Source organism: Paenibacillus sp. E222 (assembly GCF_013401555.1).
Taxonomy (GTDB): domain Bacteria; phylum Bacillota; class Bacilli; order Paenibacillales; family Paenibacillaceae; genus Paenibacillus.
The window spans coordinates 1,000,142-1,016,717 of the sequence record NZ_CP058552.1 but is presented as its reverse complement, the minus strand read 5'-3'; the positions used below and the strand labels follow the sequence as shown (position 1 = coordinate 1,016,717).

Below are 16,576 nucleotides of genomic sequence, written 5' to 3'. Positions count from 1 at the left end.
AATTATAGTTGGTACGTAGGATTAAACTATTATAGATAGATAAAGGTGGCTTGTAGCATGTCTGAGAAAATCTACGTTGGGGTCGATCTCGGCGGAACAGCAATCAAGGTCGGTATATGTGATGAACACGGTCAGCTTATGCATACGTATGAAGGACCGACTGAAGTGGATAAGGGCGTTGACACGGTCATTGCCAACATCGAAAAGTATGTCCGTCATATCGTTGCCGAATCGCCTTACAGCTGGGAACAGCTTGAAGGTGTGGGAGCAGGAGTGGCTGGGTTCACCAATGTACGCGAGGGAATTATCGTTCTTGCCCCTAACATTGGATTTCGGAATGTAGCCATTCGTTCGATTTTGGAAGAACGTCTGGGCAAGCCAGTCAAAATAGATAACGATGCAAACGTGGCTGCACTGGGTGAAGCCTGGGCAGGTGCCGGCAAGGGAGTGGACAACTGTGTATGCTATACGCTTGGTACAGGCGTTGGTGGCGGACTGATCTTGAACGGCAAGATCTATCAAGGTTTCTCCGGTATGGCTGGTGAGCTTGGTCATGTCAGTGTTGTTCCTGATCTGGAAGCGATTCAGTGCGGATGTGGCAAAATGGGATGCGTGGAAACTGTATCTTCAGCAACCGGAATTATTCGTATGGCCAAAGACGCTGTAGAGCGTGGAGACCATACATCACTGGCACTCGTGGACAAGATTGCAGCCAAGGAAGTATTTGATGCAGCCAAGGCGGGCGATGAAGTTGCGCTTCGTATCGTCAATCGTGCAGCGTTCTATCTGGGTAAATCGATGGCGGCTGTAGCGGCTGTGATTAACCCTGAGATGTTCATTATCGGTGGCGGTGTATCCAAAGCGGGTAATATTTTGTTTGATGAAGTACGCACTGTATTTGCGAAACTGACACCTGAACCGCTGCAAGAAGGGGTTAAAATCCTTGAAGCAACGCTTGGCAACAATGCAGGTATTGTTGGCGCGGCTGGTCTTCTCTTGCGTTCCTAGTAACCTCGTAACAGTATAATCCGACAGCAATATGATAAGGAGGGGACATTTATGCTTGAAGGTGAAGTTTCACCGGGCACAGGCGCCACGCTCATTATCATTACGGGCATGTCCGGAGCAGGCAAGACGATTGCAGTACAAAGCCTGGAGGATCTTGGTTTCTTCTGTGTGGATAATCTTCCACCGGTATTGATTCCGAAATTCGCGGAGTTGATTGAGCAATCGAACGGCAAAATTGGCAAGGTCGCACTGGTTATTGACCTTCGCGGTCGTGAGTTCTTTACGGCTTTGTCCGAGTCACTGAACTATATTAAAGATCATTTTACCATTCATTGTGAAATATTATTCCTGGACGCGACAGACTCTGTATTAGTCCAGCGCTATAAGGAGAGCAGGCGCAGACATCCGCTGGCTCCTGAGGGTATGCCGCTTGATGGCATCCGGCTGGAACGTAAGATGCTGGAGGAGCTCAAAAACTCCGCCACTCAGGTACTGAATACCAGTACGATGAAGCCTGCTCAATTGAAAGAGCGTATCATATCCCGCTTTTCTCATCTGGAAAGCCATATGCTGTCGGTAAATATTACGTCGTTTGGGTTCAAATACGGTATTCCAATCGATGCGGATCTGGTGTTTGACGTTCGTTTCTTGCCAAATCCGCATTATATTGAGCATTTACGTCCGAATACGGGACAGAATAGTGATGTATACGAATATGTTATGAAATGGCCGGAGACGCAAGCGTTTCTGACCAAGCTGCTGGATATGCTGCATTTTCTGATTCCGCAATACCGGAAGGAAGGCAAAAGCCAGGTTATTATTGGAATCGGCTGTACCGGAGGCAAGCATCGTTCGGTAGCAATATCGGAATATTTGGGCAAAATGTTGGGAAGCAGCGAAACTGAGGCTGTCACCGTGAGCCATCGCGACGCCGACCGGGACCGTCATTGAAGAGGGTGAAGGGATGAAAGAAGCCGGACCACGAAGAGAACGTCCGAGAATTGTAGTCATGGGCGGCGGAACCGGATTATCCGTGATGCTGCGCGGTTTGAAGGAAAAGCCGCTGGACATCACGGCCATCGTGACGGTGGCGGATGACGGAGGAAGTTCGGGCATCCTGCGTAATGAGCTGCAAATGCCGCCTCCGGGCGACATTCGTAACGTACTCACGGCGCTAGCAGATGTAGAACCGTTGTTGTCGGATATGCTGAATTATCGCTTCAATACAGGCGCGGGGCTTGCAGGCCACAGCCTGGGTAACTTAATTTTGGCTGCAATGACGGATATATCGGGCGACTTTGTGACCGCTGTGCGGGAACTTAGCCGCGTGTTTGCCGTTCGGGGTGAGGTATTGCCCGCAGCCGGGCAGGCCGTTATACTGCATGCAGAGATGGAGGATGGCTCGATTGTTACGGGCGAGTCCAAGATCCCTGAAGCTGGCTTACGGATCAAACGTGTTTTCCTTGAACCGGATCACGTGGAGCCGTTGCCAGAGGCTGTTGAGGCTATTCGTCAGGCAGACGCCATCCTGATTGGGCCTGGTAGTCTCTACACGAGTATTTTGCCCAATCTGCTTGTACCTAAGCTGGCTGAAGCTGTCGTTGAGGCGGACGCAGTGAAAATGTTTATTTGTAATGTGATGACACAGCCAGGAGAGACGGATAATTACACGGTGAGTGACCACCTCAAGGCGGTACATGAACATGTAGGACATCAAATTTTCGACTATGTTATTGTAAATAATGGTGATATTCCGCTGCAGGTGCAGAATAAGTATGCGGAAAAAGGAGCTAAACCGGTTGTACTGGATATGAATGTGCTGAAGAGTGCCGGCTATCAAGTCGTTGCGGATACATTGGTCCTATTCCGAACCTATCTGCGTCATGATGCCGACAAACTGAGCCATCACATCTACCAACTTGTACAAAATTGGATGTTACGGAAGAGGTGAAGTCCCATGTCGTTTGCAGCACAGACCAAAAAAGAACTAACGATGATTGAAAGCGAACCGTGCTGCGAAAAGGCGGAACTTTCAGCCCTCATCCGTATGCTTGGTGCGGTGCAGTTATCGAATAAAAAAGTCATCTTGGATATTTCGACGGAGAATGCCGCCATTGCAAGACGGGCATACTCTCTGCTTAAAAAGCATTTTCAAGTGCATACGGAATTGCTTGTCCGCAAAAAAATGCGGCTGAAAAAGAACAATGTATATATTGTTCGGATTCCAACTATGGTACAAGAGATTTTAAAAGATCTGTACATTGTATCCGAAGGATTTCTGTTTACTCCCGGGATTAGTGGAGAGCTGTTCAATAATAACTGCTGTAAACGTGCTTATCTTCGAGGCGCATTTATGGCAGGTGGCTCAGTCAACAATCCCGAAGGTTCATCCTACCACCTGGAGATTGCGTCCATGTATGAGGAGCACTGTCAGGCCCTGGTGGACCTGGCGAATGAATTTCATCTCAATGCCCGTTGTATAGAACGCAAAAAAGGATTCATCCTATACATTAAGGAAGGCGAGAAAATCATTGAGCTGCTCAGTATCATTGGTGCACATCAGGCCCTTTTCAAGTTCGAGGATGTGCGTATCATGCGAGATATGCGTAATTCCGTCAACCGAATCGTCAATTGTGAGACGGCGAATCTGAACAAAACGATTGGAGCGGCCGTCAGACAGATCGATAACATCAGACTGTTGCAAAAGGAAGTTGGTCTGGAGTCGTTGCCCGAAAAGCTTCGTGAAGTGGCTGAAGTGAGGCTCGCCCATCCGGATATCAACTTGAAGGAAGTAGGCGAACTGCTTAAGGGTACAGTAAGCAAGTCCGGGGTGAATCACCGGCTTCGCAAGATTGATGAGCTGGCAGAGAAGGTTCGTACCGAGCGTTACGGTTAAAATAAGGGTAGGGCAGCCTGGCAAAGCTGATTGCTTTCGTTTTCGCCAGAAGGTCAGCTTGAAGTCAGCCTTAAGGATCTTGGAGAGCTGCTCAGGTGAAATGAAGCGATGTAAAAAGGCTAAAATGGGTCATAATAATGACATCCAATCACCCTGAGTTTTTTCTTCTAGTGTCCTGCTCTGGTTATATGGTATAATGTTATAAATATAATTGTGTATTTAATGTCTAGATTTCATAATAGGGGGTAAGTTTCCATGACAAAGCACCCGGTAGTTGTCCGTTTGAAAACGGGTCTCCATGCCAGACCTGCGGCACTGTTCGTTCAAGAAGCGAATAAGTACTCATCTGAAGTGTTCGTCGAGAAGGACGACAAAAAAGTAAATGCAAAAAGTATCATGGGGATCATGAGCCTTGCAATCAGTACTGGTACGGAAATCCAGATTAGTGCAGAGGGCGCGGACGCCGAACAGGCTGTAAACGCTTTAGTTAGTCTGGTAAGCAAGGAAGAGCTTGAGAACCAATAAGATATGATTTGAATCCAATGAAGAAGTCCCGAAAGGGGCTTTTTTGCGTTTTAGGACTGTCAAGTGCAACATTATGGAATTAAGCCCGTCTGTTAGGTATCAAATCGATTTGAGTATGAGATGTTAAAACTTAAGGAGGCTAACATGATGGGTAAATTATGGATGAAACCGCTGGGCGCGGTGATGGTTGCTGGTACATTGCTTGTTGGAGGTACTGCGTGGGTGGCACCTAGTAACTATGCCTATGCTGCTGAGGTACAGGGGGTACAGCAAAACGTGATTAATGTTGTGGGTACAGGTGAGATTCAGGTGAAGCCTGACATCGCTTATCTTTCCATCGGAGTGAACAGTACGGCAGACACAGCAGCCTCTGCTCAAAAAGCGAATGCAGCGAAAATTCAAAAAGTTAGCAATCTGCTGAAAAGTACGTGGAAAATCAGTGCGGATGATATTCAAACCAGCCAGTTCTACGTACAGCCTAACTATACGTATAGTGAAAAAGACGGACAGAAGATCAAAGGGTACACAGCTCATCACACACTGACTGTAACTTACCGGGAGATGGACAAGATTGGTGAACTCCTGGATGCAGCATCCCAGGCTGGTGCCAACAACATTGAAAATGTTCGTTTTACGGTAGAAAAACCGGAGAGCTTTGAAGCTCAAGTGATTGAAAAAGCTGTTGCCAATGCTGATGTGAAAGCTGGAGCTATTGCCAAAGCGGTTAAACGTCAACTGGGTGCTGTTCTGTCCGTGAGCCAAGGTGATGCCAATGTACCTGTGTTCTATGCAAATGAGGCTCTGATGTCCCAAGCGAAGTCAGAGGCAGATGGCGGTACAGCCATTGAAACAGGTCAGGTTAAAGTAAGCACAACGCTGAATATTACTTATGAAATGAAATAGGTGAAATAAATAAAGGCTGAATGTCCGTTAAAGATATGCTTGAGCAGGCGAAAGGCAATAATGACAAAGACGTTGTCCGATGGACAGCGTCTTTTTTGTTATAAAGGCGGACTTAATGAAGTTTGAAAAGAAGAGATGAAATATGACGAAATAAATTGCTGGTTATTGGTATCTTTTTTGTCTATTTGTTCGTAACAAAACATTCATTATAGGCATCTGGATCAAACAACATTGTAACTGGAGCTGTAAACCTTTCCGGAATCGGGTTAATTATAATAAAGAGGTGAGCGTATGAGGCATACGATCAAATCAGGATACATACGCAATGACACTCAAAATTTGAATTCGAGAGAGGAGTTTTATATATGACATCATGGAAAAAATGGACAAGTGCACTATTGGCGGCAGGAATTATTGTGGGGAGCGGGGCTGTATGGCAGGATAGTTCTGTACAGGCAGCTTCAGTATCCACGAAAGTGACAACACCTACTGAGGTAACTCTGAAATCGGGAGGCAAAACGCTTACTCAAAAAGGACTCCTTCAAGGCGGCTCCACTTGGGTATCGCTTACGGCTGTCAAAGATGTAGCGGGTGGAAGCTTGAAATATGATGCGAAAACCAAAGAGTATGCCCTGACAGCAGCCAATAACAAAATGACGATCAGTCTGTTGGATGGTGATCCAATGCTGAGAATAAATGGGTATTACCCAGGGGTAGAAGCGAAGCTGATTAATGGCCGATTGTACATTCCGTTCTCTGCAATGAGAGATTATTTGGGTGTACAGGGCAACTGGGATGGTAAAGCCAAGACACTGTCGCTGAGCAAAGTGAAGCAAAATAACGTGGCAGTCAAAGCGGCAACAGTGAAAGTCAGCATCAAGAATGCTGAAGTCGATATTCAATATCCTCAGGTGAGCGGACTGGCGAACGATAAAGCGGAAGCGGCTATCAACAAGGTGTTGAAAGATGAAGTCGATGCTTTTGTAGCAGATTTCAAAAAACAAACCAAGGAATTTGGTGATGCAGCAGCGAACCGTCCATATGCATTTGAGAGTTCTTATGTCGTGACATACAACGAAAATGGTGTACTTGGGCTCATTACGCAAAGTTATCAGGACTATGCAGGCGCACATGGCATGACGTTCCGTACAGGTCACACCTTTGCTCTGGATTCCGGTAAGGAATTGAGTCTGGATGATGTGATCCAAAATAACAAAACCGTACGTGAGACAGTAAGCAAAAAAGTGGGAGATCAGCTTAAAGCCCGTGGTGGTTACCTTGAAGGCTATAAAGGTCTAAATAAAGATCAGGATTTCTATGTAACCCCAACTGGTGTAGTTGTATTCTTCCAGTTGTATGAGTACACAGCTTATGCGGAGGGTTTCCCAGAATTCCCGTTCACATACAAAGAGTTGCTTCCTAAAGGCACAGAGCCGTTCAGTGGCTTAACGGCCAACAAGTAAGAGTATCGGAAGTATTAGTCATTCCTTAAGTAATTCATTGGATATCTGGAACTCTAACGAACCTGTTGCATCTTATAAGGCTAGATATATGAGGCTTGGGATATTGTAACGAATCGTAGAGAGGCTATGGAGTGAAGAAACGGGGAAATCGAAAGAAAACGGGAACATATAGCAACGATAACATTCCTGTGATTCGTTAGAATTCCATTTCGTTGAAATGGTGGTCAATAGCGTGTGCTCAGTTCGTTAGATGTGATGTACGTTAATATTAGCTGTGTTCGTGTTGTTGTAGTGTCCGTCTTCACATAGGTTCTAGGGCCATTGTAATGCTATTAGATTTAAACGAATTATGCACTCTTAAATTATCTTCAAAAAAAAGGACGCCCTCGTCATATTGACGAGAGCGCCCTTTTTTCATATAGGCAACTCAACTGGGCGTTACCCTTTGAGTTGCCTATATGGTATATCCGTTTAATTGGCGATTCGCCTCGGCTTAGATGCCTTGGGAACCTACGTTTTCGATAACTTTATCGATGATACCGTAATCAGCAGCTTCAGCAGCGCTCATAAAGTAGTCACGATCTGTATCTTTCTCGATACGCTCCAGCGGTTGGCCTGAGCGCTCAGCGATGATGCGGTTCAAGGTATCACGCATTTTCAGGATGCGGCGGGCACGAATTTCGATGTCCGAAGCTTGACCTTGCGCACCACCAAGCGGTTGGTGAATCATGATTTCGCTGTTAGGCAATGCAAAACGTTTACCTTTGGCACCTGCGTTCAACAGGAATGCACCCATCGAAGCCGCCATACCTACACAGATGGTAGATACATCCGGTTTGATGAATTGCATAGTATCGTAAATCGCCATACCGGCTGTAATGGATCCGCCTGGGCTATTGATGTATAAGTGAATGTCTTTCTCCGGATCTTCCGCAGTAAGGAACAACATCTGTGCCATGATGGAATTCGCTACAACGTCATTTACATCACTGCCAAGGAAGATGATACGATCCTTCAGCAATCTGGAATAGATGTCATAGGCGCGCTCACCGCGGTTGCTCTGTTCAACGACCATTGGAATATAACTCACGTGAAAAACCTCCTCGGAAATGTAAATGTTAAATTGGTGTTTATATATAAACTGTTACCGTATTACCCACATCATAAACAATTTCAAACAAAAAGTCAAAGAAAGTCAAACTAAGTTTGAAAAAAAAGAAACCTATTCGGTTTCATTGGTTAAAAGGGTTATGAGCTACTAATTAAGAGTGGCGCGCCCGCCAAGAATCGAACTTGGATCTCAGGCTTCGGAGGCCTACGTCATATCCATTGGACCACGGGCGCACATTGATTATTGCTGCAAGCATAGCTGCATAAAGCTGTTTTGAAATAGAAGTTTCAAAGATGTGACAGCAATAATGATTATAGCTCATGAATAATTGAATTGCAAGCAGATGTTCACTGTTGTGGTTTGGATAAGCTTGAAAATGATCATGATGAAGATAAGTGGATAAAGAGCGCAAATAGGTAAATGCTAAAAGAGGTTTTGGATATGCCATATGAAAAACAACAGCAAGCAATATGTAGATGGAAAATTTACTTTGCTTCTATATATGGTATCGAACAGGTTGTTCTCGATCAGAGTAGGGTGACATTGTGAAAATAGGCGCGTACAAACGCCTGAAACGTGTCGAAATAAGGCTTTGAAACACTTGCATGTCGCGTCAGTTTTAGGTAGAATAGACGTGGGACTTAAAAAGTTAACCCGGGACGTTTTAGGGCCATGAAAGAAAGCTTGGAACGAGAAGCTTGCGGGAGTGGAAAGCATGCGAACGATTTTAGAAGTACAAAAGCAGCTTCTGCCTGATCTCATGGATGTCTTGAAGAAGAGATACACGATTCTGCGCCAGATCATGTTATCGGATGTGATCGGACGAAGAACGTTAGCTAATTCCATGCAGATGACCGAGCGGGTTCTGAGGGCTGAGACCGATTTGTTAAAGGCTCAGGGACTTATTGAAATTGACAGTGCAGGGATGAAGATCAGTGAGGCAGGGCATGAATTGCTGCAGCAGTTGGAACCCGTCGCCAAAGAACTGTTTGGATTATCCGAACTGGAAGAACGCATCAAGCAAGCCTACGGTCTGCAAAAGGTAGTTGTGGTTCCCGGCGATTCGGACATTTCTCCATTTGCCAAACGGGAGCTGGGCAGAGCCGGAGCGAAGGCTCTGGGTAATATCATGAGTGATAACGATGTTGTCGCCGTAACTGGCGGTTCAACAACGGCTGAAGTCGCAGAGCAACTGACTCCGCCAACATCGCTGAAAGGTGTCTGGTTCGTACCGGCACGCGGTGGGCTGGGAGAAAGCCTCGAAATTCAGGCCAATACGATAGCATCCACGATGGCAAAACGGGTAGGAGCCCAATACAAACTCCTGCATGTACCGGATTTGCTGAGTGATCATGCCTATGAATCACTAATCCAGGACCCGAGTGTTCAGGAGATTCTGCAGCTGATCCGAAAATCGCGGATCGTCATTCATGGAATTGGTGATGCCGTAGAGATGGCACGGCGCCGCAAACTTGCGACAGAGATCATAGATGAACTCCAGGAGCAAGGGGCCGTATCTGAATCATTCGGTTATTACTTTAATGATCAGGGTGAGGTGGTACATACCATGCTTACGCTGGGCATGCGACTCCAGGATATAGAACGAACCGATGTCGTAATTGGCATTGCAGGTGGCAAGAGCAAGGCTGCTGCCATACATTCTGTCCTGCGATTTGGTCAGGAAGATATTCTGATTATTGATGAGGCTGCTGCTGAAGTCATCGTCGCCGAAATGGAATAAGGTTTTATTTTGCACCACAACTATTGTTGTCTTGACGGACTTCACCGTCTGTCTTGAATATATAAGCTTCATAAAAAAATCAATCAAAACTTGGGAGGAACTTACTCATGATTAAAGTAGGTATTAACGGTTTTGGACGTATTGGTCGTTTGGCATTCCGCCGTATTCAAAATGTAGAGGGCATTGAAGTTGTAGCAATCAACGACTTGACTGATGCTAAAATGCTGGCTCATTTGCTTAAATATGATACAACTCAAGGTCGCTTCGATGGCGATGTTGAAGTACACGATGGCTTCTTCAAAGTGAACGGCAAAGAAGTTAAAGTATTGGCTAACCGTAACCCAGAAGAACTGCCATGGGGCGACCTCGGCGTAGATATCGTTCTGGAATGTACTGGTTTCTTCACAACTAAAGAAGCAGCTGAGAAACACTTGAAAGGTGGAGCTAAGAAAGTTGTTATCTCCGCACCAGCTACTGGCGACATGAAAACCATCGTTTACAACGTAAACCATGAAATCCTCGACGGTACTGAAACTGTAATCTCCGGCGCATCTTGCACAACAAACTGCCTGGCACCTATGGCAAAAACGCTGCAAGACAAATTCGGAATCGTTCAAGGTTTGATGACTACAATTCACGCTTACACTGGCGACCAAAACACATTGGATGCTCCACACCCTAAAGGTGACTTCCGTCGTGCTCGCGCAGCAGCTGAAAACATCATCCCTAACACAACTGGTGCTGCTAAAGCAATCGGTTTGGTTATTCCAGAACTGCAAGGCAAACTCGACGGTGCAGCTCAACGTGTACCAGTAGCTACTGGTTCCCTGACTGAGCTCGTAACTGTATTGGGCAAAAAAGTTACTGCTGAAGAAGTTAACGCAGTAATGAAAGAAGCTTCCGATCCACAAACTTTCGGATACACAGAAGATGAAATCGTATCTTCCGATATCCAAGGTATCACTTTCGGTTCCCTGTTTGATGCAACTCAAACTAAAGTTCTGACTGTTGGCGACCAACAATTGGTTAAAACTGTAGCTTGGTATGACAATGAAATGTCCTACACTGCTCAACTGGTTCGCACTTTGGAGCACTTTGCAAAAATGATCAAGTAATATCTGCAATAACATAGAGCGGAAACAGATGCTATTGTTTCCGCTCTTTATATATCAATATTTTGCAAATTTCTCAAAAACACCAGGATTGACAAGGGATTTGGGCCCTTGATTGGTCCACCAAATACATGGGTGCGGAGGAAATACAGATGAACAAAAAAAGTGTACGTGATATCGAATTGACAGGAAAACGGGCTTTTGTCCGTGTAGATTTTAATGTGCCGCTCGAAGATGGTAAAATTACAGATGACAAACGTATTCGTGCCACGCTTCCTACGATCAACTATTTGATCGAAAAAGGCGCTAAAGTTATTTTGGCAAGCCACATGGGTCGTCCAAATGGCGAAGTGGTTGAATCCTTGCGTTTGACTCCAGCGGCTGAGCGTTTGTCCGAGTTGCTTGGTAAAAAAGTGGTTAAAGCTGACGATTCCGTTGGCGAAACCGTAAAAGCTCAAGTCGCTGAACTGAACAACGGCGACGTATTGTTGCTTGAGAACGTTCGTTTCCACGCAGGCGAAGAGAAAAACGATCCGGAACTCGCAAAACAATTTGCTGAACTGGCTGACGTATTCGTTAACGATGCATTCGGCGCAGCTCACAGAGCACACGCTTCGACAGAAGGTATCGCTCACTTGTTGCCAGCAGTATCCGGCCTGTTGATGGAGAAAGAACTGGAAGTGTTGGGTAAAGCCATCTCCAACCCTGAGCGTCCTTTCACAGCCATCATCGGTGGTTCCAAAGTTAAAGACAAAATCGATGTGATCGACAACCTGTTGAACATTGCAGACAACGTAATCATCGGTGGCGGTCTTTCCTACACATTCATGAAGGCTCAAGGTCATGAAGTAGGTCAATCCCTGCTGGATGAGTCCAAACTGGATGTTGCTCTGGGCTTTATCGAAAAAGCAAAGAAACTGGGTAAAAACTTCTATCTGCCAGTTGATATCGTTATCTCCGATGACTTCAGCGCTAACGCAAATACGAAGATTGTTGAAGTTGGCGACATTCCTGCAGATTGGGAAGGTATCGACATCGGTCCTAAAACACGTGAGATCTATGCTGACGTTGTTAAAAACTCCAAACTTGTTGTATGGAACGGACCAATGGGCGTATTCGAAATCGAGCCTTTCTCCCACGGTACTCGTGCAGTAGCAGAAGCTTGCGCTGAGACATCGGCATACACCATCATTGGTGGCGGTGACTCCGCAGCAGCAGCTGAGAAGTTCAAACTGGCTGACAAAATGGACCACATCTCTACAGGTGGCGGTGCATCGCTCGAGTTCATGGAAGGCAAAGTGCTTCCTGGCGTAGTTGCATTGAACGACAAGTAAGCTTTAAGCTATAGCATGAAGGAGTTGAAAACCATGAGAACACCGATTATCGCAGGTAACTGGAAAATGTTCAAAACGGTTTCCGAATCCAATGACTTCATTCAGGAAGTCAAAGGAAAAGCGGAAGTTGAAGGCGTAGAGACTGTTATTTGCGCACCGTTTACGAATCTGCCATCCCTGGTAGAAGCTGTTAAAGGCACAAACATCAAAATTGGTGCACAAAATCTTCATTTTGAAGACAACGGTGCATTCACAGGTGAAATCAGCGGCGTTATGCTGAAAGAACTGGGTGTGGATTATGTCATTATTGGTCACTCGGAGCGCCGTCAATATTTTGCGGAAACCGATGAGACTGTCAATAAAAAGTTGCATGCAGCATTCCGTCACGGATTGACTCCAATCTTTTGCCTTGGTGAAACGCTAGAAGAGCGCGAAGCGAACCAAACGAAAGACGTATGCAAAGTGCAAACAGAAGCTGCTTTGGCAGGTCTGTCTGCAGAGCAAGCGGCACAAGTCGTTATCGCTTATGAGCCAATCTGGGCGATTGGTACAGGCAAATCCTCCACTTCCCAAGATGCGAATGAAGTTATTGCTTACATCCGTACGCTGGTGAAGGATCTGTACGACCAAAAGGTAGCAGATGCAGTTCGTATTCAATACGGCGGCAGTGTTAAACCTGAGAACGTAACAGAATACCTCGGACAAAGCGACATCGACGGCGCACTTGTTGGCGGTGCCAGCTTGCAGCCGGCTTCGTTCATCGCGCTTGTTGAGGGGGCGAAGTAATGACAGCTCCAAAACCTGTAGCGCTGATCATTATGGACGGCTTTGGTCTTCGTAACACGGAGGAAGGCAACGCGGTAGCGCAAGCCAAGAAACCGAACTATGACCGTTTTATGAGCCAATTCCCACACACAACGCTCACTGCTTGCGGTGAAGCTGTAGGTTTGCCGGAAGGGCAAATGGGGAACTCCGAGGTAGGTCACCTGAACATTGGTGCCGGCCGGATCGTATACCAGGATTTGACTCGTATCTCTAAATCGATTCGTGACGGTGAGTTCTACGACAATGAAACACTTGTCAAAGCTGTTCGCGAAGCGAAACAAAACGGTAAAAAGCTTCACTTGTATGGTTTGTTGTCCGATGGCGGCGTACATAGTCACATCGACCACTTGTTCGCTATGCTGGATCTCGCCAAAAAAGAAGAAATGAATGACGTATACATTCATGCCTTCATGGATGGCCGTGATGTTATGCCAGATAGCGGTAAAGAGTTCATGCAGAAGCTGATCGCCAAAATTGAAGAAGTTGGTGTAGGGCAAATCGCAACGGTTCAAGGTCGCTACTATGCGATGGACCGTGACAAACGTTGGGAACGTGTTGAGAAATCATATCGTGCCATCGTTTATGGTGATGGACCAAAATACACTGATCCACTCAAAGCGGTTGAAGAATCGTATGAAAAATCCGTATTTGACGAATTCGTTGAACCAACGGTTATCGTTAAAGCAGATGGCCAGCCGGTAGGTTTGGTGGAGAGCGGCGATTCCGTCATTTTCCTCAACTTCCGTCCTGACCGTGCGATCCAACTGTCGCAAGTATTCACGAACCAGGATTTCCGTGGTTTCGACCGTGGTCCGAAGTTCCCTGTGGGCTTGCACTTCGTGTGCCTGACCTTGTTCAGCGAGACCGTTGAAGGTTATGTGGCTTACTCGCCTAAAAACCTCGACAACACGCTGGGTGAAGTTCTGGTACAGAATAACAAGAAACAATTGCGTATTGCAGAAACCGAGAAATACCCGCACGTAACCTTCTTCTTCAGCGGCGGCCGTGATGTTGAGCTTCCGGGCGAAACACGCGTGCTGATCAACTCACCAAAAGTTGCAACGTACGACTTGCAGCCGGAGATGAGCGCGTATGAAGTAGCTGACGCATGTGTTCGCGAGATTGAAGCAGACAAACATGACGCCATCATTCTGAACTTCGCTAACCCTGATATGGTTGGACACTCCGGCATGCTGGAGCCTACGATTAAGGCAGTAGAAGTAACGGATGAATGCATGGGCCGTGTTGTGGATGCAGTTCTCGCTAAAGGCGGCGTTGTGCTGATTACTGCGGATCATGGTAACGCGGATATGGTGTTTGATGAGCAAGGACGTCCGTTCACGGCTCACACAACGAACCCGGTTCCATTCATCGTTACAGATGCTAATGTTACCCTGCGTGAGGGCGGAATCCTCGCGGATATCGCTCCAACGATTCTTGACTTGATGCAATTGCCTAAACCGGAAGAAATGACAGGAACATCTGTCATCGCTACCCGTAAATAATTAGTTTTAATAGGTTGTTGAATAATACAAAGTGGAACCCGGAACGAAGCAAGCAGAACCGATCTGAAGAAGCGAAGCGTTCGCCTTTATCACATGATTCCAACTTATGAAAATAAGTTCAAAGGAATCAGGGGATAACAGCGATCGGAAGATGGTACTGCGTGCGGAGTGGACTGGTGAAACTCAGGCTATTCTGAACGTATTAAAAATAAATTTAAAATTAAAGGAGATTATCACTCATGACTATTATTTCTGACGTGTACGCTCGCGAAGTCCTCGACTCCCGCGGTAACCCTACAGTTGAAGTTGAAGTATACCTGGAGTCCGGCGCAATCGGACGCGCTATCGTTCCATCCGGTGCATCCACTGGTGCCCACGAAGCTGTTGAGCTTCGCGATGGCGACAAATCCCGTTACCTGGGTAAAGGCGTTCTGCAAGCTGTTAAAAACGTAAACGAAACAATCGCTCCAGAAGTAATCGGTATGGATGCATTGGATCAACTGGGTATCGACAAATTGATGATCACTTTGGATGGTACGCCAAACAAAGGTAAACTGGGTGCTAACGCAATCTTGGCTGTATCCATGGCAGTAGCTCGCGCAGCTGCTGACGCTCTGGACCTGCCATTGTACGTTTACCTGGGCGGATTCAACGCTAAAGCACTTCCAGTACCAATGATGAACATCATCAACGGTGGTGAGCATGCTGACAACAACATCGACGTTCAAGAGTTCATGGTTCTTCCTGTTGGAGCACCAACATTCAAAGAAGCTCTCCGCGTAGGCGCGGAAATCTTCCACAACCTGAAATCTGTACTGAGCTCCAAAGGCCTGAACACAGCTGTGGGTGACGAAGGTGGTTTCGCACCGAACCTTGGTTCGAACGAAGAAGCAATCACTACAATCATCGAAGCAATTGAAAAAGCAGGTTACAAACCAGGCGTTGACGTATTCCTGGGTATGGACGTTGCTTCCACTGAGTTCTACAAAGATGGTAAGTACACACTTGCTGGCGAAGGTAAATCTTACACTTCCGCTGAATATGTTGACCTTCTGGCTTCTTGGGTTGAGAAATACCCAATCATCACAATTGAAGACGGTATGTCCGAAGATGACTGGGATGGTTGGAAATTGCTCACAGAAAAATTGGGAGACAAAGTACAACTCGTTGGTGATGACCTGTTCGTAACGAACACAGAGCGCCTGGGTAGAGGTATCGAAGAAGGTATCGGTAACTCCATCCTGATCAAAGTAAACCAAATCGGTACATTGACTGAAACATTCGATGCAATCGAAATGGCTAAACGTGCAGGATACACTGCTGTAATCTCCCACCGTTCCGGTGAGTCCGAAGACAGCACAATCGCTGATATCGCTGTTGCAACAAACGCAGGTCAAATCAAAACGGGTGCTCCTTCCCGTACAGACCGTATCGCGAAGTACAACCAATTGCTCCGCATCGAGGATCAACTGGGTGAACTGGCTCAATACAATGGTCTCAAAGGATTCTACAACCTCAAAAAATAAGTTGTCTTACGACAACATTAGGCAAGCCGGGTAACCGGCTTGTCTTTTTTATTAAGTTCACTATAATTGCTTAAGATTAAAAGGGTTGAAAATATTGGCTGTATCTCAGTAATTGAGGAAATGCCACTACTTGTATCACGTTAATAGCTGTGTTACAATTAAAGTAACTGTTTTTATGGTGAGATGTTATGCCCACATGGGTAGGAGGTGGAAAGAATGGATATTGCTTTGAAATTGCTGCTCGTGGTGTTTTCGATCGGTCTAATCACTGTAGTATTGCTGCAGCACGGGAAAAGCGCTGGTTTGGCGGGTGCCATCTCCGGTGGTGCGGAACATCTTTTCGGTAAAACGAAAGCGCGCGGACTGGATCTTTTCCTGCAACGTGCAACAGTTGTACTGGGTGCAGGATTCTTCATTTTGTCTATCATCGTTACGGTTGTCTCCAAGTAAGCCGGAGTGCCTTATGTAACGAGATAGTTTCGAGCAGGAACGCTTGAATGATTAACCTTCGTTTCGAGAAGAAACGGAGGTTTTTTAATAAATTCATCCATGACCAGTATTTTCCAATGAACCACATGATTCTGATCTTCGATTTCTTCTCACTTCTGTTCGGTTACCTTCCTACAT

Annotated in this window: 15 protein-coding genes and 1 tRNA gene; 14 read left to right on the top strand and 2 right to left on the bottom strand. The window is 46.1% G+C overall.

What is annotated here, in order from left to right:
* The first annotated feature begins 57 nt into the window (after nucleotides 1–57).
* The 7 genes from HW560_RS04535 to HW560_RS04505 all read left to right on the top strand — a co-directional run bounded on the left by HW560_RS04535 (nucleotide 58) and on the right by HW560_RS04505 (nucleotide 6,795).
* Nucleotides 58–1,008 carry an ROK family glucokinase gene (locus HW560_RS04535; protein WP_063566497.1) on the top strand — a complete coding sequence of 317 codons (951 nt, stop codon included), beginning with the start codon at nucleotides 58–60 and terminating at the stop codon, nucleotides 1,006–1,008.
* Nucleotides 1,009–1,059: 51 nt separating this feature from the next.
* Entirely contained in the window at nucleotides 1,060–1,959 is a 900-nt protein-coding gene (rapZ, locus tag HW560_RS04530) for an RNase adapter RapZ (RefSeq protein ID WP_053782949.1), read from the top strand.
* A gap of 13 nt (nucleotides 1,960–1,972) precedes the next feature.
* Nucleotides 1,973–2,959 (top strand): gluconeogenesis factor YvcK family protein, encoded by a 987-nt coding sequence (gene yvcK / locus HW560_RS04525; RefSeq protein ID WP_053782950.1) that lies wholly within the window; start codon nucleotides 1,973–1,975, stop codon nucleotides 2,957–2,959.
* A 6-nt stretch (nucleotides 2,960–2,965) separates the two neighbouring features.
* Nucleotides 2,966–3,904 (top strand): DNA-binding protein WhiA, encoded by a 939-nt coding sequence (gene whiA / locus HW560_RS04520; protein ID WP_076291990.1) that lies wholly within the window; start codon nucleotides 2,966–2,968, stop codon nucleotides 3,902–3,904.
* A 255-nt stretch (nucleotides 3,905–4,159) separates the two neighbouring features.
* Nucleotides 4,160–4,429 carry an HPr family phosphocarrier protein gene (locus tag HW560_RS04515; RefSeq protein ID WP_017691248.1) on the top strand — a complete coding sequence of 90 codons (270 nt, stop codon included), beginning with the start codon at nucleotides 4,160–4,162 and terminating at the stop codon, nucleotides 4,427–4,429.
* Nucleotides 4,430–4,576: 147 nt separating this feature from the next.
* Nucleotides 4,577–5,332 (top strand): SIMPL domain-containing protein, encoded by a 756-nt coding sequence (locus HW560_RS04510; RefSeq protein WP_090904979.1) that lies wholly within the window; start codon nucleotides 4,577–4,579, stop codon nucleotides 5,330–5,332.
* A gap of 365 nt (nucleotides 5,333–5,697) precedes the next feature.
* Entirely contained in the window at nucleotides 5,698–6,795 is a 1,098-nt protein-coding gene (locus HW560_RS04505; protein WP_179262192.1) for a PdaC/SigV domain-containing protein, read from the top strand.
* A gap of 493 nt (nucleotides 6,796–7,288) precedes the next feature.
* Here the strand turns inward: HW560_RS04505 and clpP are convergent, their stop codons facing one another.
* Together clpP and HW560_RS04495 are read right to left on the bottom strand one after the other, a co-directional pair.
* A complete protein-coding gene (gene clpP / locus HW560_RS04500; RefSeq protein ID WP_063566492.1) occupies nucleotides 7,289–7,885 on the bottom strand; it encodes an ATP-dependent Clp endopeptidase proteolytic subunit ClpP in 597 nt (198 codons plus the stop codon).
* A gap of 179 nt (nucleotides 7,886–8,064) precedes the next feature.
* Nucleotides 8,065–8,139: transfer RNA gene (locus tag HW560_RS04495), tRNA-Arg, on the bottom strand.
* Between the two features lie 482 nt (nucleotides 8,140–8,621).
* Between HW560_RS04495 and HW560_RS04490 the strand changes: the two genes are divergently transcribed.
* From HW560_RS04490 to secG, 7 genes are all read left to right on the top strand, one after another.
* Nucleotides 8,622–9,647, top strand: coding sequence for a sugar-binding transcriptional regulator (locus HW560_RS04490; RefSeq protein WP_076291987.1), 1,026 nt, complete (start codon nucleotides 8,622–8,624; stop codon nucleotides 9,645–9,647).
* A 107-nt stretch (nucleotides 9,648–9,754) separates the two neighbouring features.
* The gene (gene gap / locus HW560_RS04485) at nucleotides 9,755–10,762 is read left to right on the top strand and encodes a type I glyceraldehyde-3-phosphate dehydrogenase (RefSeq protein WP_056695277.1); all 1,008 of its coding nucleotides are present in this window, start codon (nucleotides 9,755–9,757) and stop codon (nucleotides 10,760–10,762) included.
* Between the two features lie 149 nt (nucleotides 10,763–10,911).
* On the top strand, nucleotides 10,912–12,093 hold the full coding sequence (gene pgk, locus HW560_RS04480) for a phosphoglycerate kinase (protein ID WP_090904983.1): 1,182 nt from the start codon (nucleotides 10,912–10,914) through the stop codon (nucleotides 12,091–12,093).
* A 33-nt stretch (nucleotides 12,094–12,126) separates the two neighbouring features.
* The gene (gene tpiA, locus HW560_RS04475) at nucleotides 12,127–12,879 is read left to right on the top strand and encodes a triose-phosphate isomerase (protein WP_090904985.1); all 753 of its coding nucleotides are present in this window, start codon (nucleotides 12,127–12,129) and stop codon (nucleotides 12,877–12,879) included.
* Complete coding sequence (gene gpmI / locus HW560_RS04470) at nucleotides 12,879–14,423, top strand: 2,3-bisphosphoglycerate-independent phosphoglycerate mutase (RefSeq protein ID WP_076291984.1); 1,545 nt, start codon at nucleotides 12,879–12,881, stop codon at nucleotides 14,421–14,423. Before tpiA ends, gpmI begins: the two co-directional genes overlap by 1 nt.
* A 239-nt stretch (nucleotides 14,424–14,662) precedes the next feature.
* Entirely contained in the window at nucleotides 14,663–15,949 is a 1,287-nt protein-coding gene (gene eno / locus HW560_RS04465; protein WP_090904989.1) for a phosphopyruvate hydratase, read from the top strand.
* Between the two features lie 216 nt (nucleotides 15,950–16,165).
* Nucleotides 16,166–16,399: a preprotein translocase subunit SecG gene (gene secG, locus HW560_RS04460; protein ID WP_024629498.1), complete on the top strand. Its 234-nt coding sequence runs from the start codon at nucleotides 16,166–16,168 to the stop codon at nucleotides 16,397–16,399.
* Nucleotides 16,400–16,576: the final 177 nt, after the last annotated feature.

Bases quoted from the DNA above. Each gene is read 5' to 3' on its own strand.
- HW560_RS04535 (WP_063566497.1), top strand. From the start codon at position 58: ATGTCTGAGAAAATCTACGTTGGGGTCGATCTCGGCGGAACAGCAATC.
- HW560_RS04490 (WP_076291987.1), top strand. From the start codon at position 8,622: ATGCGAACGATTTTAGAAGTACAAAAGCAGCTTCTGCCTGATCTCATG.
- gpmI (WP_076291984.1), top strand. From the start codon at position 12,879: ATGACAGCTCCAAAACCTGTAGCGCTGATCATTATGGACGGCTTTGGT.
- secG (WP_024629498.1), top strand. From the start codon at position 16,166: ATGGATATTGCTTTGAAATTGCTGCTCGTGGTGTTTTCGATCGGTCTA.
- HW560_RS04515 (WP_017691248.1), top strand. From the start codon at position 4,160: ATGACAAAGCACCCGGTAGTTGTCCGTTTGAAAACGGGTCTCCATGCC.
- tpiA (WP_090904985.1), top strand. From the start codon at position 12,127: ATGAGAACACCGATTATCGCAGGTAACTGGAAAATGTTCAAAACGGTT.
- HW560_RS04505 (WP_179262192.1), top strand. From the start codon at position 5,698: ATGACATCATGGAAAAAATGGACAAGTGCACTATTGGCGGCAGGAATT.
- HW560_RS04510 (WP_090904979.1), top strand. From the start codon at position 4,577: ATGGGTAAATTATGGATGAAACCGCTGGGCGCGGTGATGGTTGCTGGT.
- rapZ (WP_053782949.1), top strand. From the start codon at position 1,060: ATGCTTGAAGGTGAAGTTTCACCGGGCACAGGCGCCACGCTCATTATC.
- eno (WP_090904989.1), top strand. From the start codon at position 14,663: ATGACTATTATTTCTGACGTGTACGCTCGCGAAGTCCTCGACTCCCGC.
- pgk (WP_090904983.1), top strand. From the start codon at position 10,912: ATGAACAAAAAAAGTGTACGTGATATCGAATTGACAGGAAAACGGGCT.
- whiA (WP_076291990.1), top strand. From the start codon at position 2,966: ATGTCGTTTGCAGCACAGACCAAAAAAGAACTAACGATGATTGAAAGC.
- gap (WP_056695277.1), top strand. From the start codon at position 9,755: ATGATTAAAGTAGGTATTAACGGTTTTGGACGTATTGGTCGTTTGGCA.
- yvcK (WP_053782950.1), top strand. From the start codon at position 1,973: ATGAAAGAAGCCGGACCACGAAGAGAACGTCCGAGAATTGTAGTCATG.